The organism is Dyella sp., from assembly GCF_035685885.1.
Taxonomy (GTDB): domain Bacteria; phylum Pseudomonadota; class Gammaproteobacteria; order Xanthomonadales; family Rhodanobacteraceae; genus Dyella.
Genome location: NZ_DASRZX010000140.1, coordinates 21,784 through 48,240, shown reverse-complemented (window position 1 = coordinate 48,240; position 26,457 = coordinate 21,784). Strand labels below are relative to the sequence as shown.

20 protein-coding genes are annotated in these 26,457 nt (G+C 65.5%); 2 read left to right on the top strand and 18 right to left on the bottom strand.

The annotated features are described in order from the left end of the window. Positions 1-69 precede the first annotated feature (69 nt). The 4 genes from VFG49_RS15725 to VFG49_RS15710 all read right to left on the bottom strand — a co-directional run bounded on the left by VFG49_RS15725 (position 70) and on the right by VFG49_RS15710 (position 8,445). Positions 70-4,203, bottom strand: coding sequence for a hypothetical protein (locus VFG49_RS15725; protein WP_324862200.1), 4,134 nt, complete (start codon positions 4,201-4,203; stop codon positions 70-72). 174 nt (positions 4,204-4,377) lie between these two features. Beyond that, positions 4,378-5,034 (bottom strand): hypothetical protein, encoded by a 657-nt coding sequence (locus tag VFG49_RS15720; RefSeq protein WP_324862198.1) that lies wholly within the window; start codon positions 5,032-5,034, stop codon positions 4,378-4,380. A 51-nt stretch (positions 5,035-5,085) separates the two neighbouring features. Further along, entirely contained in the window at positions 5,086-5,628 is a 543-nt protein-coding gene (locus VFG49_RS15715; protein ID WP_414649155.1) for a lipocalin family protein, read from the bottom strand. A gap of 135 nt (positions 5,629-5,763) precedes the next feature. Next, positions 5,764-8,445 (bottom strand): M1 family metallopeptidase, encoded by a 2,682-nt coding sequence (locus tag VFG49_RS15710; RefSeq protein ID WP_324862196.1) that lies wholly within the window; start codon positions 8,443-8,445, stop codon positions 5,764-5,766. A gap of 691 nt (positions 8,446-9,136) precedes the next feature. Here VFG49_RS15710 and oxyR point away from each other — a divergent pair. Both oxyR and VFG49_RS15700 read left to right on the top strand, forming a co-directional pair. Then, entirely contained in the window at positions 9,137-10,081 is a 945-nt protein-coding gene (gene oxyR, locus VFG49_RS15705; RefSeq protein ID WP_324862194.1) for a DNA-binding transcriptional regulator OxyR, read from the top strand. Positions 10,082-10,087: 6 nt separating this feature from the next. Further along, complete coding sequence (locus tag VFG49_RS15700) at positions 10,088-10,687, top strand: hypothetical protein (protein WP_324862192.1); 600 nt, start codon at positions 10,088-10,090, stop codon at positions 10,685-10,687. Positions 10,688-10,979: 292 nt separating this feature from the next. On the opposite strand, the gene msrA is transcribed toward VFG49_RS15700, so the two are convergent. From msrA to VFG49_RS15630, 14 genes are all read right to left on the bottom strand, one after another. Continuing rightward, positions 10,980-11,636, bottom strand: coding sequence for a peptide-methionine (S)-S-oxide reductase MsrA (msrA, locus tag VFG49_RS15695; protein WP_324862190.1), 657 nt, complete (start codon positions 11,634-11,636; stop codon positions 10,980-10,982). A gap of 75 nt (positions 11,637-11,711) precedes the next feature. After that, on the bottom strand, positions 11,712-12,242 hold the full coding sequence (locus tag VFG49_RS15690) for an adenine phosphoribosyltransferase (protein ID WP_414649153.1): 531 nt from the start codon (positions 12,240-12,242) through the stop codon (positions 11,712-11,714). A 68-nt stretch (positions 12,243-12,310) separates the two neighbouring features. Then, complete coding sequence (locus tag VFG49_RS15685) at positions 12,311-12,586, bottom strand: DUF2007 domain-containing protein (protein WP_324862188.1); 276 nt, start codon at positions 12,584-12,586, stop codon at positions 12,311-12,313. 195 nt (positions 12,587-12,781) lie between these two features. Continuing rightward, complete coding sequence (locus VFG49_RS15680; RefSeq protein WP_324862186.1) at positions 12,782-13,228, bottom strand: NfeD family protein; 447 nt, start codon at positions 13,226-13,228, stop codon at positions 12,782-12,784. A gap of 13 nt (positions 13,229-13,241) precedes the next feature. Beyond that, positions 13,242-14,189 carry an SPFH domain-containing protein gene (locus VFG49_RS15675; RefSeq protein WP_324862184.1) on the bottom strand — a complete coding sequence of 316 codons (948 nt, stop codon included), beginning with the start codon at positions 14,187-14,189 and terminating at the stop codon, positions 13,242-13,244. A gap of 67 nt (positions 14,190-14,256) precedes the next feature. Beyond that, the gene (locus VFG49_RS15670; protein WP_324862182.1) at positions 14,257-15,639 is read right to left on the bottom strand and encodes a sensor histidine kinase; all 1,383 of its coding nucleotides are present in this window, start codon (positions 15,637-15,639) and stop codon (positions 14,257-14,259) included. Positions 15,640-15,666: 27 nt separating this feature from the next. Further along, positions 15,667-15,975: a hypothetical protein gene (locus VFG49_RS15665; protein ID WP_324862180.1), complete on the bottom strand. Its 309-nt coding sequence runs from the start codon at positions 15,973-15,975 to the stop codon at positions 15,667-15,669. 444 nt (positions 15,976-16,419) lie between these two features. Then, on the bottom strand, positions 16,420-17,757 hold the full coding sequence (locus VFG49_RS15660; RefSeq protein WP_324862178.1) for a sigma-54 dependent transcriptional regulator: 1,338 nt from the start codon (positions 17,755-17,757) through the stop codon (positions 16,420-16,422). Between the two features lie 238 nt (positions 17,758-17,995). Next, positions 17,996-19,798 carry a DUF885 domain-containing protein gene (locus VFG49_RS15655; RefSeq protein ID WP_324862176.1) on the bottom strand — a complete coding sequence of 601 codons (1,803 nt, stop codon included), beginning with the start codon at positions 19,796-19,798 and terminating at the stop codon, positions 17,996-17,998. A 269-nt stretch (positions 19,799-20,067) separates the two neighbouring features. Beyond that, positions 20,068-21,279: an ABC transporter permease gene (locus tag VFG49_RS15650; protein ID WP_324862204.1), complete on the bottom strand. Its 1,212-nt coding sequence runs from the start codon at positions 21,277-21,279 to the stop codon at positions 20,068-20,070. Positions 21,280-21,289: 10 nt separating this feature from the next. Next, the gene (locus VFG49_RS15645; protein ID WP_324862174.1) at positions 21,290-22,612 is read right to left on the bottom strand and encodes an ABC transporter permease; all 1,323 of its coding nucleotides are present in this window, start codon (positions 22,610-22,612) and stop codon (positions 21,290-21,292) included. Between the two features lie 42 nt (positions 22,613-22,654). Next, positions 22,655-23,878, bottom strand: a complete 1,224-nt coding sequence (locus VFG49_RS15640) for an ABC transporter permease (protein ID WP_324862172.1) — start codon at positions 23,876-23,878, stop codon at positions 22,655-22,657. Positions 23,879-23,880: 2 nt separating this feature from the next. Continuing rightward, positions 23,881-25,185 carry an ABC transporter permease gene (locus tag VFG49_RS15635; RefSeq protein ID WP_324862170.1) on the bottom strand — a complete coding sequence of 435 codons (1,305 nt, stop codon included), beginning with the start codon at positions 25,183-25,185 and terminating at the stop codon, positions 23,881-23,883. Positions 25,186-25,219: 34 nt separating this feature from the next. After that, positions 25,220-26,449 (bottom strand): ABC transporter permease, encoded by a 1,230-nt coding sequence (locus VFG49_RS15630; RefSeq protein ID WP_324862168.1) that lies wholly within the window; start codon positions 26,447-26,449, stop codon positions 25,220-25,222. Positions 26,450-26,457 lie beyond the last annotated feature (8 nt).

Sequence of the window (26,457 nt, the reverse complement as noted above, 5' to 3'; positions counted from 1 at the left end):
GTAGGAGCGCACCCAGTGCGCGACCGCAGCCCACAGAAAAACGCCACGGCTCTCACCGTGGCTTTTTTCTTATTCCGACACCCGCGGTACCGGCGGTGGCTCCACCATCAACTTGGGCTTGCGAGGCCGCCAGTAGCCGCCGTGACTCCATGCTTCGAAGCCCCAGCGCAACCACCCGATCAACGCATTCGCCAGCCATAGTGCCCATAGCAACATGGCGATCTTGTAGACCCAGATCGACACGCTCAGAACGCCTGCGCGTGGCAAGGCGTCGGTGGCCTGGTCGACAAACCATTGCAACCGCCACGCATACGAACCGTTGCCGTCCACGTGCATATCCGGAAGGCCGAGCAATCCCTTCGGCACTGCGGAAACAAGCACGGCCAACGCGGCGAGCGTCACCACAGCCAGCGCGGCCTGACACAGGTTGAAGCGCATGCGGAAACGGTCCGGTGCCACGTGGCGGGCACGCAGTCCCAACAGGATCAGCCACGCCACGACGAAGGCATAGGCTCCCCACGCAAAGGCGGAGAATCCCAGTCCAAGCAGAAGCCACTGATGGAAACGCAGCGGCGCGGGTGCGTAACGCGCGAGCAGCCACGCAGCGACCAGCAGAACGATCAGTTGCGACCAGTACAACACGGCGGGCCCAGCCGCCGGCCCCCAGGTCCACAACACCCAGCGATCCTCCGGCAAGTTGTTGACCAGCGCGATGTTGGCCGCCGGCGCAATCAGCGACAGCGAAGACGTGCGCGTGGCGAGCCCTACGCCGTGTGGTTCACGCAGGCGTATCACGTAGTGGTGCGTTCCCGGCCAGAGCGGCAGGCTGAGCTTGTTGTCACGGATGGCAAGATTGATCGGCGCGCCGTCGCGGCGGGCGTCGAGCAACTCCACGCCCACCGGAAGTGAAATGGCATGCTCACCTCCGCGCGTGCTGCGTGCTGCGAGGTCCAGCTCCGACTCCGTCACGCGATCGCCGGTGTGGCTGACGAGGGTCACCGAGTCGAAGGCAAGACTGTCGCCCGCTACCGCCTTGGGCTGGTTGATTGCAACCTGCAGGTTTTCGCCGGGCAGGGGCTGGAAGCTCAGGCCATCGTCGCTGACGGTGCCGGGCACGCCCTTGGTCTCCACGTGCCACATCGGTGCCGTCTGCAGCACCCACTGTTCCGCGCGACCATCCAGAGATGGTGCACTCAGTGCGAGCTTTTCCGTGCGATCCAGCCGGCTCGTCCAGGTGACCTCGTCCTGATCAGCAGTGAAGGTGATGCCGATGTGGCCGTCGTGCACGCGTGCGTCGTCACCCAGCGGATGCTCGCCCGGAAGCAGGGGAAGTTCGAGGCTGAAGCCGCCCTCCTTCGGTGCCACGCGTTCCACCGCGTTGCGCACCGTCCACTGCGTGCCCAGCTCCAAGGTGCGCGTAAGCCGCACATACGGTGGAAACGTCTGCGCGACGACGTCCACACCCTTGCCATCGGCGGCGGCGCGCACGCGATTCAGTGCAATGCTGTCGCCCAGCAGGCGGCCTTCATCGACGCCATCGGCCTTCCAACCGTCGCCGCTGAACACCACGCGTTGCGGATGCAGCGGAAAGCGCAAACTGGCCGTATCCGCTGAGGTCATGGCGTAGCGCAGCGCAACGCGGTGCACGCCACGATCCAGCTTCACCAGCAGGGTGTCGTTGATGCGCAGCAGTTCGGCGTCACGGCCGTCCACGGCGACCGACTGCAGCGACAACGCGTCATCCACCTGCGGCATCGGCACGCCGATGGGCGCGCCCGTATGGACGTCCAGATCAAGCATCAGTCGATCGCCACTCGCCTGCACCGACGCCTGCGCGGCAGTCGCGCAGTTCGGTGCGCATGGCGCCGCCTCGACAAGGCGTTGTCGATACTGCGCGAGCAGCTCGCTGCCGGGTGTGGACTGCGCCTGCGCGGTGTGCGGCATGAGCATCAACGCCAGAACGGCGACGGCTCCGCCCGCGCGCAGGCCGCGCCATGACGGCTGCCCTGGCTTCATCACATTCAACACGACTCTGGCCAGCAAGGCCGCCAGCATTGCGAGCATGACGACGCGAAGCAGTCGGACCAGCCATGACGGCGCAATTACCAGGCGCGCAGTCTGTTCACTCGTGATGGGACCCGACCAGCCCAGTTCGTAATCGTTATCGGTTTCCCATTGCGGGATGCCAGGTCCGGCCTGGACGAAGCTGTGCGCATCCATCTCCTGTCCGATGGTGTCGGCGGCGGTGATGCGGCTTCCGGTAACAGTGATCGCCCTCAATACCATCGCCGGTGCGGCCGGTGTTTCGGCCTTCTGTTCCGCCTGGGCTTCCTGTTTCAGCTCCGCCGCGCCCTCTTCCTGTGCTTCTGCTGAAGTTGGTAGTCCAGGTGGCGGTGGCGGTAACGGCGCCGGCAACGCATAGGTGTCAGCCTCTGCCATTGCGGGCGCGTTTGAAGAGGCGTCACGCGGTTGTTCCGGGACAAAGGGCGGCATGACCGATTGGCCGTCCTCCTCCAGCTCCGGATGCAGCGCGTAATTCATCTGCGCGCTGGCAAACGGCAGAGCCCACAGCACGGTGAGCGCGAGCAACACCCCGGCACCAGCGCGCGCGAAAACCCGCAGGCGTCCCTCGGGCAAGGCGCGCATCAGCAGCGCCAGTGCGAGTGCTGCGGCCAGCGTCCATCTCGGCGCGTCACCTTCGTGTTGCGACAAGACGAGGAAGCCGAGCGCGACCAGCGCCCACGGCCAACTCGCCAGCCGCCCCGCGAGCAAGGCAATGACCGCCACCACGAACAGATCGAGCAGGCTCCACCGCGCGATCCACGAATTGGGAGAGCGGTCCACGCCCGTCGCGCCGATGAGCCGGTAACCATGCGGCAGATGCAGCTTCACGTCGATGGCTTCCAGCGGTGTCTGCCAGCCACCACTGGGCATGACGCCGCGACCCGGAAAGCGCAGGACAGCCGAAAGTTTCACGGCCGTCTGGCGCAGCTCCAGCCCGGAGGGTGCCTTGTCACTGGAGGTGACCAGCAGCGGCTTACCGCCCTGCGATGCGGTAAGCAGTTGCCACGGCCCTGCGATGTCCAGCCGCTGGCTGCGACGCAGTGTGCCGGTAAGATGATCTAACGCGGTGAAACCCGTGCCGTCGAAATCCAGCCAGAGTTCACGGGCCAGCGTGAGTTGGTCGCCCTGCGCGTCCTCGCCGCCGCGCGTGCCTTGTTCGATGGTCAGGCCATCGCCGTCGTCGAGCACGTAGGCCGGTAGTTGTTCCCATTCGTCCGGCACATCGGCCTGCGAAGCATCGGTGGCGTGGCCCTGCACTCGCGTACCGCGCAATGCCGGGTCGTCCGCGTAACTCCAGATTTCCTGGCGTGGCCACGGCTCGGCGGGCAGGTGCAGCGCAATGCGCGAAAGCACCTCGGTGCCGCGCGCGCCCAAGGTCATCTCCCACTCACCCGGGCGAAGCTGGATGCGCAGGCGTCCGTCGCTTTCCAGGCGCGCCGGCAGATCGCCTTCCAGCGACACGGCGACGAACCCGACCGGCAAGGCCGGTCCCAGCAGAACTTCGCGCGCGCTGCCGGTGACGTTGATCTGCAGGCGTGTCTCCAGTTGCGGTGGCATGCCATCGGCCAGTCGCCGATACACACGCACCGACAGCGCGTCGGCGGCACGCTGGGCGGCGGCCGCTTCGCCCAGGGTGAGCTGGTCGTCGTGGCGCTCGATGCGCGTGACGGCGTTGCCGTCCAGCGTCAAGGTGACGAGGCCGATCGATTCGGGGACGCGCAGACGCGCGGGACGAGTGCTCCACGGCAACATGCCGCGCAAGGCGTACTCACCCGGTTCAAGCTGCAGGGCCGGGGCATTGCCGTGTTGCAGCACGGCGACAGGCTTGCCGTCGGCGCTGACCTGCTGCGGCCAGTACCGCGCATCACCCGGCAAGGGAACCCAGCTGCGTGCATCCACATGGACGGTGAAACTGAAATGCGCACCGTCCTTGCCCACGTCCAGCGCGAGGCGTCCGGGCCATGCGCAGGGCCGCTCGCCGGGCGAGCCCGCTCCCGTCGCCAGCATGGGACAGGCATGCGCAGGTACATCGTGCAGCACCCAATCCTTCCAGTCACGCAATGCCGGAGGAGCCTCCTGCGCCAGCACCGGCATGGCCAACAACACGAGCACACCTAACCATTCCCACGGACGACGCATGTCTTTCTCCCTGACTCCCCGGGTGGGCCGGCCCAGTGTAGGGGGACGGCGAAGGGCGCGACCAGCGCCTTCGAGCATGGAACGGGTCGCCTGCGTCGTTGGGGTTAACGGGGCGGGCCGTCGTTGCCCCGAGGCACTCGGGCGAGACGTGCGGCATGCGTTGCGCGGCCGCGCTCAGTGATGCGTGTCGTGTTCCTCGTCAAGGCTCGCATGGCTGCCGCCCATGCCGCCCATGCCGCCGCCGAGTCCGCCACCGCCGCTCTTGCCGCCGCCCTTTGCGTCGTCGCCCTTGCCGCGTGAGGCAGGCGTGCGGGAAGGCCCTTGCCGCGGAATGGCGAGGTGCGTGGGCACCGGCTCGAGATCCAGCACCTTGCGGATGAAGTCGCGCAGCGACACCACCAGGTCGGCGGTATGCGTGGGTCGTCCTTCGGCAAGTTCGGTGGCGGCCCTGGCGGCGAGAAGCACCTGCTCCTCCGTGCCGAGCAGGATGATATCCGACAGTGCGGCCTCTACCGCATCGCGCACGCGACGCGAACGGTCGGAGCTTTGCCGCGCATCAGCGCTCGCGGAAACACCGTCTTCGCGCTGGCGCAGGTCGCGCCGATGCGTCGGATCGACCGCGAGGTTGCCGGTGAACGAACCGCCCAGCGTCTTGTACGCGGCAATGAGGGTGCGAAGCCGCTCGTTGATCTGCCGGTTCTCGCGTTCGCGCCGCTGTTGCACGGTGTGCATGGCGAGCAGCCTCACCCCGACCATGATGAGCGTGATGAGCGCCAGGCCGAGCACCGTCGACAACATGGCGTGCCACGAGCTGAAGTCCAGGTTGCGCATCTGTCCGCTCCGGGTGCTGCACAGGGCCAGCGGGCCCACTGTAGCGCCTCGTCAATTCACCGTCCCGGTGACGATCAGCTTGTCGACGGCATAGCCGCGCATCGTGGCGTGCTCGCGCAGTTCGTCGTACAGCGCCCGGTCCATGCGCGGCGTGCGCGAAAGTATCCAGAGATATTTGCGGCTGGGACTGCCCACGACCGCCCAGCGATAGTCGGGATCAAGCTCGATGACCCAGTAGTCGGCCCAGACCAGGGGCAGCCAGGCCAGCCAGGCAGGCGCGAACCGCACCTGCAGCGCGCCTGGCCTGCCCTTTACCGGGCGCGCCACGCCTTCCGCCGAGTCGGCCACGTCATTGCGTGTGCGGCACACGTTGCGCACGCCGAAGGTACCGTCCGCGCGCACGGTGTAGTCCGCGGTGACGTGATCGACGCACTGACGCTGGAAGTACATCGGCAGGTGGGCGATCTCGTGCCAATGTCCGGCATAGCGCGCCGCGTCGAGTTGCGGCACGGGCTCGTTGGCCAGGCCACGCGACTGCGCAGGCATCGTGGCCGCGGCGCAGATCAACAGCCAACCTTGTTTCGTCCAGGACATGCCTCGTCTCCCAAACCGGCGGTAGCGCCCGTATAGGAGGAAGACAGTCGCCACCGTGTGATAGCGAGGCGAAAGACGCACGCACAAAAAACGCCGGGCGGTTCGCACCGCCCGGCGTTTCCGTTCATCAACGCATCAACGAAGGATTGCGGCGGCGTCCTGCTTCTGCACGAGCGAGTGGCACAGCACGGTAGACTCGGTGGTCTGCGCGAGGCCACGCTCGGCGCCGCTCACCTGCTTGGCGCGGTCCTTGAAGAACGCCTGCAGACGATCCGCTTCGTCCTGCGAGCAGCCACCGCCGCCGACGAGTTCCGGCAGGCGACCGCCGGAGAAGCTGCCCGTGCGCTCGACGATCTTGTCGTAGTTGGTGGTGGCCCACTGCCACGATTCGTCACGTGCCTTGCGGGTGTCGCGACCGCCGCGCAGCAGCATGCCCATCTCGCCCACCTTCACCTTCTTGTCGAGGGCGAAGTCACGGACCTGGTTGGACAACGCGGGATCGTTCACTTCGCTCAGGCCATCGAGCATGGCGTTGCGCAGCGCCGGATCGCTGGTCTGCGGCACTTCGGCAACCAGCGCGTCCACCGCCGGCTTGCCACGCTCCTGCACGGCCACGCCAAGAGCGGAACCAAGCAGATCCGAGTCGGCCGAGCCCAGATCGAGACGACCATCCGCCTTGCGCTTCAGTGCGGCATCGCCCTGCTTGAGCAGTTCGGCGCGCACTTCCGGCAGCTTCACCGTCAATGCGAGTTCGTCGGCCAGCGTGCTGCGCAGCAACGAATCGGTGTCGGCCTCGTTCGCCTTGCGGTGGTAGCCCAGCTGCTGCATGCGCGGCAGGTAGGCGGCCTTGGCCCATGCGGCGAGCTTGGCGCGCTGCGCGTCGGTCTGCGCGAGGTTGCGGTAGATCCAGTTGAAGCTGGTCAGCGGCGCGGTGGCCACTTCACGCGTCTTGGACGAAGTCAGCGGCTTGAGCGCGGCGAGCACGTCGCCGGCATCGAGGTCGCCGTGCTTGAAGCTGGCGTACACGGCATCGGCATAGGCGAGCTGCTCGGCATCGTCGAGCTTGTTGATCTGCTTGCCCAGGTTGGCCAGGTCGTTCTTGGCCATGGCGAAGCGGTAGTAGCCGCTGCCGTTGGCGTTCGGCAGCACCCAGGTACCCTTGCTCGCGCCTTCGAGCACCATGCTGCCCTCGGCCTTGTCGAACAGTTCGCAGCTCACCTTGGTGCCGTTGGCGGTGGCAAAGCGCACGCACATCGGCACGCCCCACACTTGGCTTGCGTCGCCCTTGCTGCCCACCGGCAGGTAACGGCTCTGCGTCAGGTGCAGCACGGTCTTGCCGTTCTCTTCCGTCAGCTTGGTCTGTACGTACGGCACGCCCGGCTGGTTGAGGAAGCTCTTGAACGCCTGCTTGAAGTCGTTGCCCTTGTCGGCAGCCTTGGCGATCGCGTCGATCAGGTCGTCGGCAGTGGCGTTGCCGTACTTGTGGTCCTGGATGTACGCGCGCATGCCCTTCTGGAAGACCGGCTCGCTCACATAGCCTTCGAACATGCCGAGCACGGCCGCACCCTTCTGGTAGGTGATGCCGTCGAACGCGGTTTCGATGTCGCCGTTGCCGGTGATCGGCTGGCGGATCTTGCGCGTGGTGACCAGGCTGTCGCCGTTCATCGCGCCCTGCGCGCCACGCACGCGATCGAGGTCGGCGCGGTATTCCGGATGCACCTTCTGCGTCACCTTCTGCTGCATCCAGGTGGCGAAGGCTTCGTTGAGCCACAGGTCGTCCCACCAGGCCAGCGTCACGGTGTCGCCGGTCCACTGGTGTGCCAGCTCATGCGCGGTGACGTTGAACGAACCGCGCACGTAGTTGGCCGGGGAATCCGGATCGAGCAGCAGCAGCCAGTCGCGGAAGGTGACCAGGCCCGGGTTTTCCATCGCGCCCGCGGAGAAGTCCGGCGCGGCGAGCAGGTCGAGCTTGTCCCACGGATAGCCGAAGCCGTAGTAGTCCTCCAGCGTGTGGATGATGCTCGGCGTCTCGCCCAGCACATGCTGCATGCGGTGACCTTCGCCCTGCGCAGCGATGCCGCGAAGTTCCAGGTTGCCTTCGCGTTGCGCGGTGGCCGAGATGTCCGGACCCTTCACCACGTCCCACGGACCCACGCCAAAGGCGACCAGGTAGGTCGGCAGCGGCTTGGTGGTGGAGAAGGTCAGCGTCTTCCAGCCGTCGGCGGCCTTCTCTTCCTTCACCTGTTTGGTGTTGGCTACGCCGACTTCATCGTTGGGGATGGTCAGGCGGATGTCGAACGGCGTCTTGAAACCGGGCTCGTCGAAGCCGGGGAACGCGAAGCGCGCGCTGATCGGTTCCATCTGCGTCATCGCATACGGCTGGCCCTTGTGGCTGACCTTGTAGAGGCCCTGCAGCTGCTGGTTGAGCGGCGCGCTGTACTCGAACGCCAGCGTCACTTCCTGCGGCTTGAGCGTGCTGCCGAAGTCGATGCGAACGACGCCTTCCTGCGGCGCCACTTCCACGTACTTCGCGGCGTGCTTCTTGCCGGCGGCGTCGGTCACCGTCACCTTGCTCACCTTCAGCTCGCGGCCGTGCAACCACAAATGGTCCGACGCCTGGTCCAGCTTCACCTTGATGGTGGTGGTGCCGGAGAAATCCTGCTGGCGCGGGTCGACCTTGAAGTCGAGGTGGTACGACTCAGGCACGGCCCAGCCCGGCAATCTGCCATGCGGCTGATCATCGGCGGCCGGCGCGGCCAGGGCGGAGGCGCAGCCGAGGGCGAGCGCGGTGAATACGAGTGGACGGACAAGACGCATGCGGAAGAGCTCCCCTAGGGACGGACAAACCTTCACGCTAGGCGGAGCCATGACGAACGACCCAGTGCCAGAAGACATGGTTGCCAGGTCCCGGCGGCGGGGACGGGACCGTCGTCACCGCAGGCCAAGATCTTGCGGCAGATGCGCGGAGGCTTGCTATCTGACGACAACCCGCACCACGAGCGCGATTCATGAAGAATCCCGGCCACCTTCCTCAACGCAGGAGCGCCACTTCGGCGCGCGTGGCCGTACTTGAGGATGACGCCGTCCTGCGCGAGGACATCCTCGTCCCGGGGCTGCGCGATTTCGGCTTCGACATCATCTCCGCGGGCACGGCCGCCGAGCTGTACCGGCACATGACATCGAAGTGTGGCGGCCACGCTGCACAGCCTTTCGCGTCGCCTGCGCGGCCCGGGCGAAGGGGTCACGATGTTCGCCCGGGTGAACGACATGCGCGGCCGCTGGCACCGGGACACCGACGGCTGGCACCTACTACATCCGCGTAGTGGGCATGGCCGACTTCAGCAAGCTCACCGTGCTGGGCAGCTTCGTCGCCCCGTAAGCCAGCCTCGTGAAGTAAGCCCGAGGCTTCGCGCCGGGGCTTTTCGGCGTTGCGGCCAGAACTATTGTTATGCCCGATGGAAGCCACCACAATCATAGATATCGCCTATGAAATGCGTGGACGTCCGGCATGAACCTGCGTGACCTGCATTACCTCGTGGCCCTGGCCGAGCATCGCCATTTCGGGCGCGCTGCCGAGGCAAGCTTCGTAAGCCAGCCCACGCTGTCCACGCAGATCAAGAAGCTGGAGGAAGAACTGGGCGTGGCATTGGTGGAACGCACGCCGCGCAAGGTGCTACTCACCGAGACCGGCCGCGAGATCGCTCGTCGCGCCCGCGGCGTGCTGTCGGAAATCGACGAGATCAAGGCGATCGCCCAACGCACGCGCGACCCGGAATCAGGCACGCTACGCCTGGGCATTTTTCCCACGCTCGGCCCCTATCTGCTGCCTCATCTCGTGCCGCTGGTGCGCAAGCATTTCCCGCGGCTGGAGCTGCTGCTGGTGGAGGAGAAGACCGAGCAGGTGATCCGCATGCTGCGCGAGGGTTCGCTGGACGTGGGCATCCTCGCCCTGCCGCTGCATGAAGACAGCCTGCATGCGGAATTCCTGTTCGAGGAACCTTTCGTGCTCGCCGTGCCGGAAGAGCATCCGCTCGCGCACAAGCACAAGCGGCTCAAGCTCGACGACCTGGAAGACGAGAGCCTGTTGCTGCTGGAAGACGGTCACTGCATGCGCGACCAGGCGCTGGAGGTGTGCCAGCTCGCGGGCGCAGGCGAACGTTCCGGCTTTCGCGCCACCAGCCTGGAAACGCTGCGCCAGATGGTGGCGGCAAACGTGGGCATCACGCTGCTGCCGACGCTGGCGATCAAGCCACCGGTCGCGCGCACCGACAATGTGCACCTGCTCGAATTCGCTGGTCGCCCGCCGAGCCGGCGCATCGCATTGGTGTGGCGCAAGAGCTCGTCGATGGGCACCTTCCTCAAACGCTTCTCCGAGGTCATCAGCGACCTCCCTGCCGATCTTCTGCGACCCGACGTCACCGACGGCAAAGTCGCCAAGCACACCGGACGCTGACACCCCATGCAACGTTTCCTGCTGATCGGCGTCATGCTGATCGTGATGCTGGGTGCCGCGCACTGGTTCCGGCATCGACCGCTCGCGCCCGCGGCTGGCGTGCTCGCGATCGACGCCCCGCAGCAGGTGGATCTCGGCGACGGCACCGCGCTGCAGCGCGGCGATGTCACGTTGCGCACGCGCGCCCACTTTGAAGTGACCGCGCGCGTGCTGTCCCGCGAGGATTATCGCTTCGACGCAGGCGCCAGCCTTGCGCCCGTAGACCTCGCGTTGGGCTGGGGCCGCATGTCCGACAGCGAGGTGCTTGCGCAAATCACGGTCAGCCAGGGCAACCGCTTCTACTACTGGCACGTGGACCACTTCCCGATCCCGCGCCGCGAGATCGAGACCTCCAGCGCCAACATGCACATGATCCCCGCCGACGATGGCGTACGCCGTGCGCTCGAACGCGTGCGCAAGGGCGAAGTGGTGCATCTGGAAGGCTTCCTGGTCGACGCCAGTCGCCCCGATGGCTGGCGCTGGCGCACATCGATGTCACGCGACGACACCGGCAACGGCGCCTGCGAGCTGGTTTACGTGGAAAGCCTTGCACCCGTGGATCAGTAACGCCGACTTTTTTCTGCAGGAACGCACCCAGTGCGCGAACAAGTCTGCGATGCGTGGCAAGCTTGATCGCGCACTGGGTGCGCTCCTACAAGAGGCGTTAACGCCTTCTTGCTCGCAACGAGTCAACGGAATCAACGAGGCGCCGCGGTCGCGTACAGGGTGCGCTCCCACATCTCATGCTCTTGGGTCGCTCAACCTTTCTTTTGTAGGAGCGCACCCTGTGCGCGACGCTCTCCCAGACAAGAACGGCGACGCCCTGGCGCCGCCGTTCGGCCTATCCAAACGGAAGTTCTCAGCCCGCGGCCGCCACGCCTATCGGGCAACTCACGCCTGTCCCGCCCAGGCCGCAATAGCCGTCCGGATGCTTGGACAGGTACTGCTGATGCTCGTCCTCGGCGAAATAGAACGGACCGGCAAGTGCGATTTCCGTAGTGATCGGGCCGTAACCGGCGCGCTTGAGTTCGTCCTGGAAGCGCCTGGCCGAAGCTTCAGCCTGGGCCAACTCGCCGGGGTTTTCCATGTAGATGGCCGAGCGATACTGCGTGCCGGTGTCGTTGCCCTGCCGCATGCCCTGCGTGGGATCGTGGTTTTCCCAGAACACGCGCAACAGCGTATCCAGGTCTACTTTCGAGGGGTCGTACACCACGCGCACCACTTCGGCGTGGCCGGTCTGGCCCGAGCAGACTTCGCGGTAGCTCGGGTTGGGCGTATAACCGCCCGCATAACCGACCGCCGTGGTCAGCACCCCGGGGATCGTCCAGAACTTGCGTTCCGCACCCCAGAAGCAGCCCATGCCTACGGTGAGCACGGCGGCATCCGGATAGGCGTCCGGCTGCAGCGATGTGCCCAGCACATGATGCGGGGCCGATGGCAGGATCGGCCGGTCGCGACCCGGCAAGGCGTCCTCGCGATGAGGCATCCGTTGTTTGTACGCGCCAACACCCAGCATGGGAAACCCTCCGTCAGGTTCGATACGCCCTAGATGGCGTTCATGCACCGGCAAATCAACAAAGCGGCGCGGGCCTCAGTAACGGACCAGCGCGTGCAGCGGAACGTCGTCGTGCCAACGCGCCCGGCCCTGCAACGCAGCCAGTTCGATCACCACGCTGGCGCCGACCAGCCGCGCACCCAGCTTTTCCACCAGCGCACGCGCGGCCGCGACCGTGCCACCGGTAGCCAGCACGTCGTCGACGATCAATACCCTTTCGTTCGAATGCAGCGCATCGTTACGTGCCTCCAGTCGATCCACGCCATATTCCAGCTGGTAATCGACGGAGACCACCGGCGGCGGCAGCTTGCCGGGCTTGCGCAGCGGCACGAAGCCGGCGTGCAGCTTCTGCGCCAGCGCCGCGCCAAAAATGAAGCCGCGCGATTCGATGCCGCATACCGCCTGCACGCCGCTGCCCTGCCAGGGTTCGGCCAGCGCGTCGATGCAACGCGCGAAGCCGCCGGCATCGGCGAGCAGCGGGGTGATGTCGCGAAAAACCACGCCCGGCTTCGGGAAATCCGGCACGGCGCGGATCAGCGAATGAATCTGTTGCAGGGAAATATCCAAGGACGGCTCCGATGTCCACGCGCAGGGCGCTTTTCACCGCTCAGAATACCGCCCTCGCCGCGAAGGATTCAGCAGAACTGCGGTTGCGAGCCGTCAAGATCCTCATCGGGATCGATCGCCAGCCGCGCCTCGACCAGCACGCGCTCCACCTCGCGCACCACCTGCTCGGCTGCTGCCAGGCTCGCCTCGGGCACCAGCACGGCGACATAGTCCAGCGCAGGCAGCTGGCCCACCGCGCCGGTCAGGTACTCGCCGGAAATGAAGGCCGGGATCTCGGCGCGCTCCAGCGCATCCTTCACCAGATGGGCGTCGATGAGGCTTTCGGCTCGGTAGGCGATGCGCATGGGCTCACGCTAGCGCTGGAAGGACTGGCGGGCAAGTTGTTGTGGAGCGTGTGTTGGGCAGGTGAAGGACACCGCATTCGTGGAATGCGGACTTTGTGGGAGCGCACCCTGTGCGCGACGATCCCGCGGAGCGTAACCGTCCAGGGTGGCTGTCGCGCACAGGGTGCGCTCCCACAGCGATGGCGAATGACCGCCCTATTCCGCCGCCCGCACGAGCAAGGTGATGCCATCCACGCCGATCACCTCGACCGTGCTGCCCGCCGGCAGATCGGGGCCGCGCACCAGCCACAGGCCGTCGCCCACCTTGGCCCTGCCGCGGCCGTTGACGATGGCCTCGGCCAGCACGTAGCGCTGGCCGATTTGCTGTTCGCCACGGCGATTGAGGCGTGCATCGCCGGGTTCGTCACGCGTCAGTTTCGGACGCAGCCAATACCAGTAGGCCGCACAGGAGAGGAAGGCCAGCGCAGCGAATGCGATGGCCTGGGTCAGCATGGACAAGCCGGGAGCGACCAGCACCAGCACGCCCGTGATCGCGGCGGCGATGCCGATCCAAAGCATGAAGTAACCCGGCAGGACCACCTCGATGGCAATCAGCACGAGGGCGATGATCCACCACCAGTAGTGCAACGCGACCTGTTCCATGCGACGCCTCCGCTCAGCGCACCGGTGGCGGCACGCGGCGCGTGTCGCTCTGTTGCTGGCCCAGGGATTCCTTGGCGAGCTCCGCAATGCCCGCCAGCGAACCGAGGATGCCGGTGGCTTCCATCGGCAACAGCAGCATCTTCTGGTTGGGCGAGTTGGCCATTTCCTTCAACGCCTCGACGTATTTGTTGGCTACGAAGTAGTTCAGCGCATTGACGTTGCCGTTGGCGATGGCCTCGGACACCATGGAAGTCGCCTTGGCTTCGGCCTCCGCCGAGCGTTCGCGCGCTTCAGCCGCACGAAAGGCCGCTTCCTTCTCGCCCTCCGCGGCCAGGATCACCGACTGCTTCTCGCCTTCGGCCTTGAGGATCGCCGCCTGGCGAAAACCTTCGGCCTCGAGGATGTTGGCGCGCTTCTCGCGCTCGGCCTTCATCTGCCGGGCCATCGAATCGACCAGGTCGCGCGGCGGCGCGATGTCCTTGATCTCGATGCGGTTGACCTTGACGCCCCACGGATGGGTGGCTTCGTCGACCACCTTCAGCAGCTTGGCGTTGATGGCATCGCGCTGGCTCAGCGATTCGTCCAGGTCCATCGAGCCGAGCACGGTGCGTATATTGGTCATGATCAGCGCGAGCGCCGCCTGCTCCAGGTTCGCCACTTCATAGGCGGCCTTGGCGGCATCCAGCACCTGGTAGAACACCACGCCATCCACCCGCACCACCGCGTTGTCCTTGGTGATGACGTCCTGCGAAGGGACATCGAGCACCTGCTCCATCATGTTCATCTTGCGACCGATGCTGTAGATGAAGGGAACGAGGAAATGCAGGCCGGGCGAAAGGGTGCGGGTGTAGCGGCCAAAGCGCTCCACCGTCCATTCGTAACCCTGCGGCACGATGCGCACCAGCTTGGCGAGCACGATGACTGCCACCACCACTACGACCAACGCAAAAAGCTGACCCACGAGGTTGTCTCCCGATCCATGAAAACTTTCCGGAGTATAGGCGAGCGCCTGTTCCGGTTTGGATGACCTAACGCGGCCCCAAAGGCAGCATGAGGCTGACGCGCAAACCACCCTCTTCGCGGTTGGCCAACGCAATGCGGCCGCCGTGCGCCTCCACGATCTCGCGCGCCAGCGCCAGGCCAAGGCCCGTGCCTGACCGCTTGGTGGAATAGAACGGCAGCAGCGCCTGCGCCAGCACCGTTTCGCTCATGCCGGGGCCGTGGTCGGCCACTTCGATGCGCATGTCGCGCCCGATCGGCGTCAGCGAGACGGTGACTTCATCATCCGCGCTGCCGGACTCGTGTGCGTTCTTGATCAGGTTGATCAGTACCTGCTCGATCTGTCCCGCATCGAACCAGCCCGGTTGTTCCGGCAGCGAACCACGCAACTGGAATTTGCAATGCAGCGACAGGCTGTCGAGGAACGGCTTCCACGCAATGGCCACCGGTTGCGGCGCCGGCAACTTGGCGAAGCTGGCATAGCCGGCGATGAAACCATGCAGGTGCCTGGCGCGTTCGCCGATGGTCGCGAACACGCCGGGCAGGCGGCTGGTGTCGCCGCGGCGCGCCAGCTCCGAACCCGAATGCGCCAGCGAGGAAATCGGCGCGAGCGAATTGTTGAGCTCGTGGCTGATCACGCGGATCACGCGCTTCCATGTCGCCACTTCCTGGCGTGACAGTTCGCGCGTCATGCGGCGAAACAGCTGCAGCCGGTGCGGTCGGCCCTGCAGGCGGAAACTGCGCTGCGAAAGATGGAAGGTTTCTTCGCCGCCATCCATCTCCACGGTGAGCAGCGCGTCTTCGCCGCCCTCGACCGCGCGGCGCAGTGCCTCGGGGCTGCCACTGAGCAACTCCACGAAATTCAGCCCGTGCAGCGTGCGGCCTTCGTTGAACAGATGGCGCGCGGCGATGTTGGCGTAGGTCACGCGTCCGATGGCATCGGTAAGCACCAGGGCTACCGGCGTGTTCTGCACCACGGTGTCGAGCAGCAGCTCGCGTTGCGCCAGGTTCTGGCGCTGTTCGCGCAGGGTCTGGCCCAGCGCGTTGTGCATGCGGATCAACTCGCCCAACTCATCACGGCGCGTGGCGGCGATGGAGAAGCTGAAATCGCCATCGCGATAGCTCGCCACCGCGCCTTCCAGCGCTCGCAGCAGCTTGGTGATCGGCGCCATCACGTAGTGGCCCAGCCACAGCGACATGGGCAGCAGGAACGCGACGGAAATGAGCAGCGCGGCATAAAAACCAAAGTGGGCCGGTGCGCCAAAATTGATGCCGAGGTCATGCTTCATCCACACCAGCAGCTGCGGCAACGGCCACTCGGTAACGCCGGCATAGATCAGCGCACCCGACACGCCGGCCACGCCCAGCAGCAGGACCATGCGCGACTCAAGCGATCTCAGGCCGCGCAGCATCAGTGAACTCCCTGGACTCAAGCCGCATCAATGGCACGCACCGGCTCCCATCGGCACGCAATTGACGTGAGGCCCGTGGCCATTGTTGATGATCACCCGAATCGGCGACTGGTCCGGCGGCGCCTTGTCGGGCGCGGCCTCGCCGCTGAAATTGAAGCGCTGGGCCTTGTCGGCAGCGGTGCTGAGCGCATTGTGGTAGGCACTGCCCGCGGTAGCGGCAGGCGCGGGCTTGGGCACGCTCCAGCGATCGTTCGGCGCCGACGTCGGCACCACGCCCTGCGCGGCCGCAGTGGCACACAGCAGACCGGTGATGAGCAACAGCGGGCGATAGCGCATGACGGTTCCCATCGGCACGGCCGACATCATCCCTCGGCCGAGGGCACGGCGGCAATCATGACGGATGGGAGGCAGGCTGCTCCGAGGATGGCGGCGGTGTCAGATAGCGCTCCCATGCAGCGGTACAGCGCTGGAGCGACTGCTGCCCTCACCTTAGCTTCTGCAGGAACGCACCCAGTGCGCGATAGCCGACGGAGCGGAGAAGCCGTCGCGAAAGCCGGGCATGCCAATGCCGCAGCGTTGCGGTCGCGCACTGGGTGCGCTCCTACGACGAGCGACGACGTTCCATCAGGCGATACAACGCCTAAGCGAATGGCGCAGTTCTCTCCAGTGCGCGATAGCCGAGGGAGCGGAGAAGCTATCGCGACAACCGGTCCCACAGTTGAACCGCAGCGCCGCTGTCGCGCACTGGGTGTGCTCCTGCGACGAGCGAGTGAATGGGTACTAGGCCTGGGCCAGGCCGTAGCGTTCCATGCGGCGGTATAGCGCCTGGCGCGAGAGGCCCAGCGCTTGCGCTGCGCGGCTGACGACGCCGCCTGCGTGTTCCAGCGCCGCTTCGACGGATTCGCGACTGGGCTCATCCAGGTTGCGCGCGGCGGCGGGTGCCAGTTGCGGCAGGTTGAGCTGTTCGGGCGTGATGCGGCCATCGCTGGTGAGCAGGGCGGCACGTTCGATGGCGTTCTTCAGCTCGCGCACGTTGCCCGGCCATGCATAGGCCAGCAACGATTCGCGCGCGGCGTCGGTGAGTTCGGCGCGATGACCAAGGAAATGATCGGCCAGGGGCAGGATGTCATCGACGCGTTCGGACAGCGGCGGCAGGTTCACTTCGATGACGTTGAGGCGGTAATAAAGGTCTTCGCGGAAGGTGCCTGCGCGGATCATCGCCTTGAGGTCGGCGTTGGTCGCGCTGAGCACGCGTACCTTCACATGGCGCGTGCGGCCCGAACCCAGGCGCTCGAACTGGCCCGTCTCCAGCACGCGCAGCAACTTCACCTGGCCCGACAGCGACAGGTTGCCGATTTCGTCGAGGAACAGCGTGCCGCCATCGGCGAGTTCGAAGCGGCCTTCGCGTGCCTTGTTGGCGCCCGTGTACGCGCCCGCTTCGGCGCCGAACAGTTCGGCTTCGATCAGTTCGCCGGGCAGTGCGCCGCAATTGACGGCAATGAAGGCGCCTCGCTTCACGGCGGAGTTGGCATGCACGATGGCGGCGATGCGCTCCTTGCCGGCGCCGTTGGGGCCCGTGATGAGCACGGGTACATCCGAGCGCGCCACCTGGCAGGCAAGGTCCAGCGTGCGGGCCATGGCTTCGGAGGCGAATACCAGGCCGTCGAGCTCGTAGCGGCGTTGCAGGTCTTCACGACGCTTGCGACGTTCGTTGCGCGCGCGCGTCACTTCGCGCGTGGATTCGGAAAGCTCCAGCAGGTTCTCCACCGTGGCCAGCAGCTTGGCGTCATCCCACGGCTTGGCGAGATAGTCGGCGGCGCCGGCCTTCACCAGTTCCACCGCGGTTTCCAGGTGGGTCCAGGCGGTGAGCAGGATTACCGGCAGGTCGGCGTGCCGCTGGCGCAGGGCCCGGAACAGCGCGATGCCTTCCTCGCCCGACGTCGTGTCGGCGGTGAAGTTCATGTCCTGGATGACCACATCGATCCGCTCGGTTTCCAGCGCGGCCAGGCCCTGTTCGGGCGTGAGCGCGATCAGCGGGCGGATTTCGTGCAGGGACAGCGCCAGCGAGAGTGCCTCGCCCACGGCCGGGTTGTCGTCGATGATCAGTACGGTTCGCATTCGTCGCTTGCACATGTAGACGTGGATGCAGCTCCACGCCAAAAGGTTGACACGTTCGGCGCGATTCGTCGCCCGATGGCTCGTCATCCTCGCGCAAGCGGGGATCCAGCGCCTTTGGCATGGCCGTAAAAGTCACTGGACTCCCGTATTCGCGGGAATGATGGCCTGGGGTCGCCCTGTCGCCATGCTCCGGAAAACCACGCTCTCCCCGGTCGTCGCCGGGAAGAGCGGCCTGGGCTTACTGCTTCGCCGGGTGCGCCGGCGCCTTGCCCGCCTTCACCGCGGCGATCCAGGCATCGGTACGCGCTTCCAGCACGTCCAGTGGCAGCGCGCCGCCACCCAGGATCTCGTCGTGGAAGGAACGGATGTCGAACTTGTCGCCCAGCTCCTTTTTGGCGCGCTCACGCAGCTCCAGGATCTTCAGCTGGCCCATCTTGTAGGCCAGCGCCTGGCCCGGCCAGGTGATGTAGCGGTCGGTTTCGGCCTGCACGTCGGGCTCGTCCTCGCTGGAGTGCTGGTGGAAGAAGTCCACCATCTGCTGGCGCGACCAGTGCTTATAGTGCACGCCGGTGTCGAGCACGAGGCGGTCCGCGCGCAGCAGTTCGTCGGACAGGCGGCCGTAGTCGGACAGCGGATCCTTGTAGAAGCCGATGTCCTTGCCCAGACGCTCGGCATACAGCGCCCAGCCTTCGATGTAGGCGTTGTAGCCCGCCTGCTGGCGGAACGGCGGCAGGCCCGGCAGCGTCTGCGCGATCGAGATCTGCATGTGATGGCCCGGCACGCCTTCGTGATAGGCGGTGGACTCGATGGTCAGCACGCTGCGATTGGCGAAATCACCGGTGTTGACGAACACCTTGCCCGGGCGCGAACCATCCGGCGTGCCCTGCTGGTATTCGGCGGCAGCCGCTTCCTTCTCGCGGAAGGCTTCCACCGGCACCACTTCCACCTTGGTCTTGGGCAGCAGGCCGAACAGCTTGGGCAGCTCCGGCTGCATGCCGGCGATGTAGGTGCGATAGCGGTTGAGGATGTCCTCGCGCGACGTCGCGTGCGTTTTCGGATTGGTCTCCAGCGATTTGCGGAAGCTGGCCAGATCCTTGAAGCCCTGCGACTTGGCGATCGCGGTCATCTCGTCCTCGATGCGCTTCACCTCGGACAAGCCGATCTCGTGGATGCGCTCCGGGCTCTCCTTGGTGGTGGTCATCTGCTCCGCCTGGAAGCGGTAGATCGCGTCGCCGTTGGGCAGCTGCCACACGCCGGGCTCGCTGCGACCGTGCGGCGCATAGTCCTTCGCCACGAACTGGCTGAGCTTCTGGTAGGCCGGACGCACCTGTTGGTCGATCGTCGCAAGGATGGCGTCATGCAGGCGCTTCTGGTCGGCCGCGGATACCGTCTTCGGGAAGTGCTTCAGCGGCTCGGCGAACACGTTGTCCATGCCGGCGGGCTTGGCGATGCTGTCGATCTGCATCACCACCTTCTCCAGCAGGTACTTGGGCGGCATCATGCCGTCCTTCAGGCCCTGCCGCGCCACGTCGGTGACCTGATCCAACAGCTTGGGCATGGCCTTCAGGCGGGCCAGGTAATCGTCGTATTCCTTGGTGTTGTCGAACGGGATCGAGCTGACGAAACCGGCCAAGCGCAGGTGCACGCCGCTCATCTGCTCCAGCGGCATCTCGTCGATCTTCAGCTCGTGCGCCTTCAGCGCGTCCTGCAGCTGGCGAACCATTAGCTGCTGGTTGAGCTTGTCCTCATCGGACAAACCGGTGGTGGAGATGGCCTGAAAGCGGGCGAGGAAGTCCTTGGTCTTGGCGTATTCGGCCTGCTGGTTGGCCAGCGAGGCGTCGCTCCAACGGTCGTTGTAACGCAGATCACCCAGGATCGTGGCGAACTCGGGCGAGGTTTCCAGCGTGTGCTGCCACTGCTCGGCAAGCAGCGCATTGAGCGCCTTCACGTTCGGAGCCTCTTCCGCCGTGGCGGCAGAGGCTGATGCCACACAGGCCAACGACAGCAGGCCTGATACGAGCATTCGCGGTCCGATCTTCATGGATTGATCCTTAGAGCCTGTTTAATGTCTCCGCGTGGCCCGCGCCGGGAGCTGTTTGCGCGCAGACCAAGGAAGAACGATGGAGTGTACGTCCGTACACGACTGAGTGATGACGCCGGGCTGTGGGCAAACAGACCCGGCCCGACAGGGTTGTCCATCAACGCGGGCTACGTGGAGACATTAAGCAGGCTCTTTAGGGTGGAGAGGGGCCTATTCTGCACGGGTCCGGGCGCGCTGCCCGTGCCGGACCGCATGGATGGCCGTTCAGGCTAGACCGATCGGGTCGCCACCACCGGGGGAACGGCCGCCGCGCGCAAAGCCGGGCCCAGCACGGCCAGCTGGCCCAGCAGCCACAACGCCACGGCGCTGGCCGGCAGATAGGACAGCGGCAGCCGGGGCAGTTCGTAGAACTTCATCAGCATCAGGTTGAGCACCACGGCCAGCAGCATGCCCACACCGATGCCGCCGCTGACGATAAGGAAGTTCTCGGTCTGGAAATAGTGCAAGATGTCGCGCCGCGTCGCGCCAATGGCGCGGCGGATCCCGATCTGCTTGCGCCGCTGCTGTACCCAGAAGCTGGCCAGGCCAACGATACCCAGCGCGGTCACCATCAGCAGCGCGACGATGACGCCCACCAGCATGCCGGCCATGATCCGGCTGGGTCGAAAGAAATCGCTGCGCAGTTCGGACACCCTGCGGCTTTGCGCAAGGTCGAGCACGGCCTCCGGCGCTGCCTTCTGCGCGGCTTCGCGGGCATCGCGCAACACGCGCGGGAGGTCGGCGGGCGCAGCGCGTATCGCGTAGGTGCCATTCAATACCTTGCCCGGCGCCATCGGGGCGAACACCGACCATTCGGCGGCACCGCTGCCGCGCGTCCCACCGGGGTCGGGCCGCACCAGATGTGCCAGCACCCCGACCACGCGGAAGTGGAATTTGTCGGTGACCCAGAATTCCTTGCCCAAGGCGGATTGCCCTGGCCACAACTTGTCGGCCAGCGTGCGGCTGATCCACACCGGCGTATCGGCCGGTACCCAGACATCACCCGTGCGGAAATCCTCGGGCTGGAAAGGCTGGCCTTCGGCGAGATGCAAGCCGAGCGTTTCGGCTGCGCCGGGGCCACCAAGATAGAAATGCGGCACGGCAACGTAATGCTCGCGATCGATGCTGACGCCGTTGTCACCGGCGCGCTCGCCAAACGGCACCGTGTTGACGGCAGCCACCGATTGAACGCCAGGAACCGCGCGAAGCGCAGCCATCAACCGCGCATTGAGGTCGGTGCTGTTGCAGTCGTCACAGTCGAGCTTGATCAGGGCGAGCGAGGATTCGTCCACGCCGCTTTCGATATGCATCAGGCCGATGCGCGAGGCAATCAGGAAACAGGCGTTGCACAGCACGGCGCAGGCCAGCGCGACTTCCAGCGCGATAAGCAGGGTGGCCGTGCGATGACGACGCAGTGCGGCAAGGATCGGGGCAAAGTCCATCATCGTTGCCTCACAGGGTCTTCAATTGCCAGGCCGGCGCTACCCGGCAGGCTCGCCACGCGGGAAGCACGCCAGCCAGCACACTGGCACCAACGGCAAGCACGAAAGTGAGCAGGAACATCGGCACGTCCAGTCGCGCGAGGTCCGCGTAAGCGACCGGTTGCTGGCGCACAAGCCACAGGCCCAGCAGCGTCAGCAGGAGGCCACACAGGCCACCGATCAACCCGATCACCACCGATTCCACCATGCATTGCGCGAACACCGCGGCACGGCTTGCACCCAGTGCGCGTCGCACGCCGATCTCGCCACTGCGGCGCAGGAACTTCGCCAGCAGCAGGCCGACCGTGTTGAACAGGCAGATGGTGAGGAATGCAAACGACAGCCAGGTCTGCAGGCGCACGTCAGACGGCACGACGCCATTGAAATCCAGCCACTCCATCAGGCTGCGCATGCGCGTGTTGCCTGCATGCGTGAAACGCCCCAGCGTCTTCTGCTGCGCCGCATAGTCGGCGACGAAACGACGGTAGTCAGCGGCCTTGGCCGCGCTGTCGAGCTGCACCCACAAGCCCAGCCATACGCAAGGCGCATCCTGCAGATGGCCCGTGCGCGCAGGCAGGCTCCAGCAGGTGAACTGCCAGAAACTGCCGTCGTTGATATCCAGGCCGGTGAAGAACGGCGTGATGACGTCTTCCGGCTTGCCATAGAAATCGGCCGTATCGCCATTGGAGAAGCGACCGCCCGCGACCATGTAGAACTGCGGCGACGGACGCCACGGCTTGAGCACGCCGACGATGCGCACGTCGCTGTTGCGCAGTCGCAGCGTGCGGCCCACGCTGTTGGCGCCGCCGAACAGTTTCTGGTTGAGGTCGGCGGTGATCACCGCGACGCGTGCGCGCGATGCGTCGTCCTGCGCACTCCACGCGCCACCATATTGGAACGGCACGTCGAACATGGGAAAGAAGTCCGCCGTGGTGGACAGCATCATCGACATGATCGGTGGCGCGCCGCTGGCGGGATCGCTGAGTTTCAGCCTGCTGTCCACCACGATGGCCTGGCGGTCGGCGCGATGCGCGCTCCACAGGTCCACCGCCGACTGGTAGTCGAGCTTGTCATAAGGTTCCTTGTCATCCGAACGCTTGGGCTCGGCGTCTACCTGCGGGTAGTAGATGTGCTGACTGCGGCCCGGCAGGGGATCGCCGGAAAGCAGGTGGGTCACCGTCAGCGTGGTCATGCTAGCGCCGATGCCCACGGCGATGGCCAGTACCATCAGTGCCGTGAGCATCATGTTGCGACGCAGGCTGAGAAACGCCAGGTCAAGGTAATAGGCGAACATCCACTGCGCTCCTTGTCTTTCCCGCTCCGTCCGCTTCAGGGATCACACCGACCGTGTAGCCACCACCGGCGGCACCGCGGCCGCGCGCATCGCCGGGCCCAGCACGGCCAATTGCCCGATGACCCAAAGCGACAATGCACCTACCGGGAAATAGATCATCGGCAAGCGCGGCAGTTCGTAGTGCACCATCAGCAGCAGGTTGATGCCGTACGCCAGCACCATGCCGACCACGATGCCGATCGTGGCGAGCAGGAAGTTCTCGGTCTGGAAGTAATGCAGGATGTTGCGGCGCGTGGCACCCAACGCGCGGCGCACGCCGATCTGCCGGCGACGCTGCGCCACCCAGAAGCTGCCCAGGCCGACGATGCCCAGCGCCGTCACCACCAGCAACGCGATGCAAACGCCTACCAGCAGGCCGGCCATGGCGCGATCGTTCTGGAAGAATTCGTGACGCATGTCATCGAGGATGTGCTTCTTCAGCACCACGCGATGCGGGTTGATCTCCTTGAGCTTGGCCACTGCGGCGGCCAGCACCCGCTCGCGATCCTGCGGCGTATTGGTGCGGATCACGTACTGCCCCTGCGCCAGGCGTATCGGGAAAATCATGCTGTAGCTCTTGGCCGCGTCGTCCCAGATCGACGGCCGCACCAGTTCCTTCACGATGCCCACCACGGTCAACGGGTACTCGGACAGCCATATCTGCTTGCCCAGCGCCTGCTGTCCCGGCCACAGCCGGTTGGCGAGGTTCTGCGTGATGATCACGAACTTCGGAATCGCCTTGGCGTCCTTCGCGGCCGCGCCGCGCACCACGTCATCGAAGTCCATGTATTCCTCCGGCCGCAGGTCGCGACCGGCAATCAGCTGCAGACCCAGTGCGTTCACCACGTTCTCGCCGTAATAGGTGGTGGCATTGAGCGTGGACACGCGCTGTTTGGGATCGAGCTTGATGCCGCTGTTCCACGAGGAGTTGCCGAACGGCACCTCGTTGAGCGAGGCCACTTCCTTCACGCCGGGAAGCTGGCGAAGCGCGGCGACATCTTCGAGCATGCGCGCCTTCTGATCCTTGCTGGCGCCGATGTCGGCCAGCGCGACGTGCAGCAGGCGATGTTCATCGACGCCGCTTGCCATGTTCATGCGGTCGAGGCGCTGGTTGATGATGAACACCGCGTTGCACACGATGGCGCAGGTGAGCGCGATTTCGATGATCACCAGGAAAGCGGTGATCTTGTGCCGGCGCAGCGTGGAGAGAATGGGCAGGATATCCATGATTACTGGCTCTTCAGTTGCAGCGCCGGAGTGATCTGGCAGGCACGCCAGGCCGGCAACAGGCCGGCCAGCAGGCTGGAGCCCACCGCCAGCAGGAAGGTGATCAGCAGCATCGAGAAGTCCAGATGCGCCAGCGCGGCGTAGTCGGAGGGTTGCAGGCGCACCAGCCATAGGCCCGCGAAGGCCAGCAGCAATCCGCCGATGCCGCCGGCCAGGCCGATGACACCCGATTCCACCAGCAACTGGGAAAACACTTCGCGCTTGGAAGCGCCCAGCGCGCGTCGCACGCCGAGTTCACCCGAGCGGCGCAGGAATTTCGCCAGCATCAGGCCCACCGTGTTGACCAGGCACACCAGCAGGAAGCCAAACGCCAGCCAGGTCTGCAGGCGCACGTCGCCGGGCACCACCTTGTTGATGTCCAGCCATTCCATCAACCCCGGCAGGCGCACGTTCACCGGGCGCTCGAAGCGGCCCAGCGATTTTTGCTCCTGCGAGTAGTGGGTGAGGAATTCCTTGTACGCGGCGGCCTTGGCCGTGCTGTCCAGCTGCACCCAGAACTGCAGCCACACGCAGGGTTGCGTTTCGACATGCTCGTCGTCGCCGCCGCCGGTGCCCCAGCAGTCGGTCGAGCCGTTGTGATCGAAGCGGACATCGCGCGACGTGGACAACGGCACGAACACATCTTCGCCGGCCGAGTAGTTGCCCATGTTGACGTCGTAGAAGTGCGGATTGGGACGCCAGCTGTCGAGTACGCCCACCACACGGAAAGCGGTGTCCTTCATGCGCAGCGTCTGGCCGGTGCTGTCCTTGCCGCCGAACAGCTTGTCGTTGAGCGTGCGCGAGATCACCACCACGCGCGCCTTGCTTTCATCGTCCGATGCATTCCAGGCACGGCCGTAGAGGAACGGCACCTTGAACATCGGGAAGAAGTCGCTCGTCGTGTAGCGCGCGTCGCTGTAGAACGGATCGAGGCTCGATTGCGTCGGCTGCACCGGCACCGCGCCACCGGTCATCAGTGCCTGCCGGTCCGCGCGCTTGGCGCGCAGCAGGTTCTGGCCGTCGATCCAGGTCATCTGCCGCGGCGGCTCCTTGCCGGGCTCGTAGCCGTCCATGTCCTGCGGATCGATCTGCGGATAGAACAGCGTGTTGCTGGTGCCGGGCAGCGGATCACCCGACAGCACGTGCAGCACCGTCAGCGTGGTCATGCTGGCGCCGATGCCCAGCGCGATGGCCAGCACCATCAGTGCCGTGAGCATCTTGTTGCGCCTCAGGCTACGCAGCGCCAGGTCCAGGTAGTAGCTGAACATTTCGGTTTCCCCTCTTCCCTAGTCTTCCACGCGGTCACACCGACCGCGTGGCCTCCACCGGCGGCACGCGCGAGGCGCGCATGGCCGGCGCCAGCACGGCGCCCTGCCCCAGCAACAGCAGGATCACCACGCCAGCCAGCAGATACGTCAGCGACAGGCGGTGCATCTCGAAACGCGTGACCAGCCACAGGTTGATGGCGACGGCGAGCAGTGCACCCACCACCACGCCGCCGCAGCTGATCAGGAAATTCTCGGTGAGGAAATAATTGAGGATGTCCTGTCGCGTGGCACCCAGCGCACGCCGCACGCCGATCTGCTTGCGGCGCTGGCCTACCCAGAAGCTGGTGAGGCCCACGATGCCGGCCGCGGTGATCGCCAGCAGCACCATGCAGATCACTCCCATCAGGATGGCCATGCCGCGGTCCCGTTCATAGGCGCGCGAGCGGACCTCGCTGAAACTGAGCACGCCATCTTCGTCATTGATGACGCGGCGGGGATTGTGTTCGAACAAGGCCTTGGGCGCGGCGCGCATCGCCGCTTCCAGCTGCCCTGGCCGCGCACGCACGAGGTACCAGCCGCCCAGCGAGATGGCCAGCCGCTTGGGCACGATCACCGAGCGATAGGCGAACGAGGCCGCCCAGCGGTCCACGCTCTGCGACTGCAGCAACTGCACCACGCCAACGATGGTGGTGGGGCCGCCGACCAGATAGATCGTCTTGCCTACCGCATCGCCCTGCGGGAACAACTTGTCGGCCAGCGCCTTGGTCACGATCACCGCCGGCGGGCTGAGGCGGTCGCGCACGTTCATCGGCGTGATCTCCTCGGCGCGGAAGTTGCGCCCCGCGACAAGATTGAGCCCCAGCGTGTCGATGAAATGATCATCGGCGAAATAGATCGTCGCGCCCGTGGTGTCCTGCTGCTGCTCAGGCTTGAGCTTCACGCCGTCGTCCCAGCCACCACCGCGCAGCGGATAGGAGTTGCTCGGCGTGGCGTCCTGCACGCTGGACAGCGAGCGCAGCACGCTCAGGTCTTCGCGCATCTTCGCGTCGACCTGCTCGCCCGTGGCCGCACCCACCCATTCGTTCTGGATAACGAAGAGGCTGGCTTCGTCCACGCCGCTCGGTTCGGAGAGGTGCGAAAGGCGCTGCTGGATGATGAACAGCGCGTTGCAAACGATGGCGAGCGTCAAGGCGATCTGCATCGCGATCAGGAACGTGCCCGCCTTGTGCCGGCGCAACGCGGAGAGAATCGGCTTGATCTGCACGGTCGTCT

Coding starts and splice junctions, on each gene's coding strand:
- VFG49_RS15725 (WP_324862200.1), bottom strand. CDS start 4,203: ATGCGTCGTCCGTGGGAATGGTTAGGTGTGCTCGTGTTGTTGGCCATG.
- VFG49_RS15720 (WP_324862198.1), bottom strand. CDS start 5,034: ATGCGCAACCTGGACTTCAGCTCGTGGCACGCCATGTTGTCGACGGTG.
- VFG49_RS15715 (WP_414649155.1), bottom strand. CDS start 5,628: ATGTCCTGGACGAAACAAGGTTGGCTGTTGATCTGCGCCGCGGCCACG.
- VFG49_RS15710 (WP_324862196.1), bottom strand. CDS start 8,445: ATGCGTCTTGTCCGTCCACTCGTATTCACCGCGCTCGCCCTCGGCTGC.
- oxyR (WP_324862194.1), top strand. CDS start 9,137: ATGAACCTGCGTGACCTGCATTACCTCGTGGCCCTGGCCGAGCATCGC.
- VFG49_RS15700 (WP_324862192.1), top strand. CDS start 10,088: ATGCAACGTTTCCTGCTGATCGGCGTCATGCTGATCGTGATGCTGGGT.
- msrA (WP_324862190.1), bottom strand. CDS start 11,636: ATGCTGGGTGTTGGCGCGTACAAACAACGGATGCCTCATCGCGAGGAC.
- VFG49_RS15685 (WP_324862188.1), bottom strand. CDS start 12,586: ATGCGCATCGCCTACCGAGCCGAAAGCCTCATCGACGCCCATCTGGTG.
- VFG49_RS15680 (WP_324862186.1), bottom strand. CDS start 13,228: ATGGAACAGGTCGCGTTGCACTACTGGTGGTGGATCATCGCCCTCGTG.
- VFG49_RS15670 (WP_324862182.1), bottom strand. CDS start 15,639: ATGCTGCGCGGCCTGAGATCGCTTGAGTCGCGCATGGTCCTGCTGCTG.
- VFG49_RS15665 (WP_324862180.1), bottom strand. CDS start 15,975: ATGCGCTATCGCCCGCTGTTGCTCATCACCGGTCTGCTGTGTGCCACT.
- VFG49_RS15660 (WP_324862178.1), bottom strand. CDS start 17,757: ATGCGAACCGTACTGATCATCGACGACAACCCGGCCGTGGGCGAGGCA.
- VFG49_RS15655 (WP_324862176.1), bottom strand. CDS start 19,798: ATGAAGATCGGACCGCGAATGCTCGTATCAGGCCTGCTGTCGTTGGCC.
- VFG49_RS15650 (WP_324862204.1), bottom strand. CDS start 21,279: ATGGACTTTGCCCCGATCCTTGCCGCACTGCGTCGTCATCGCACGGCC.
- VFG49_RS15645 (WP_324862174.1), bottom strand. CDS start 22,612: ATGTTCGCCTATTACCTTGACCTGGCGTTTCTCAGCCTGCGTCGCAAC.
- VFG49_RS15640 (WP_324862172.1), bottom strand. CDS start 23,878: ATGGATATCCTGCCCATTCTCTCCACGCTGCGCCGGCACAAGATCACC.
- VFG49_RS15635 (WP_324862170.1), bottom strand. CDS start 25,185: ATGTTCAGCTACTACCTGGACCTGGCGCTGCGTAGCCTGAGGCGCAAC.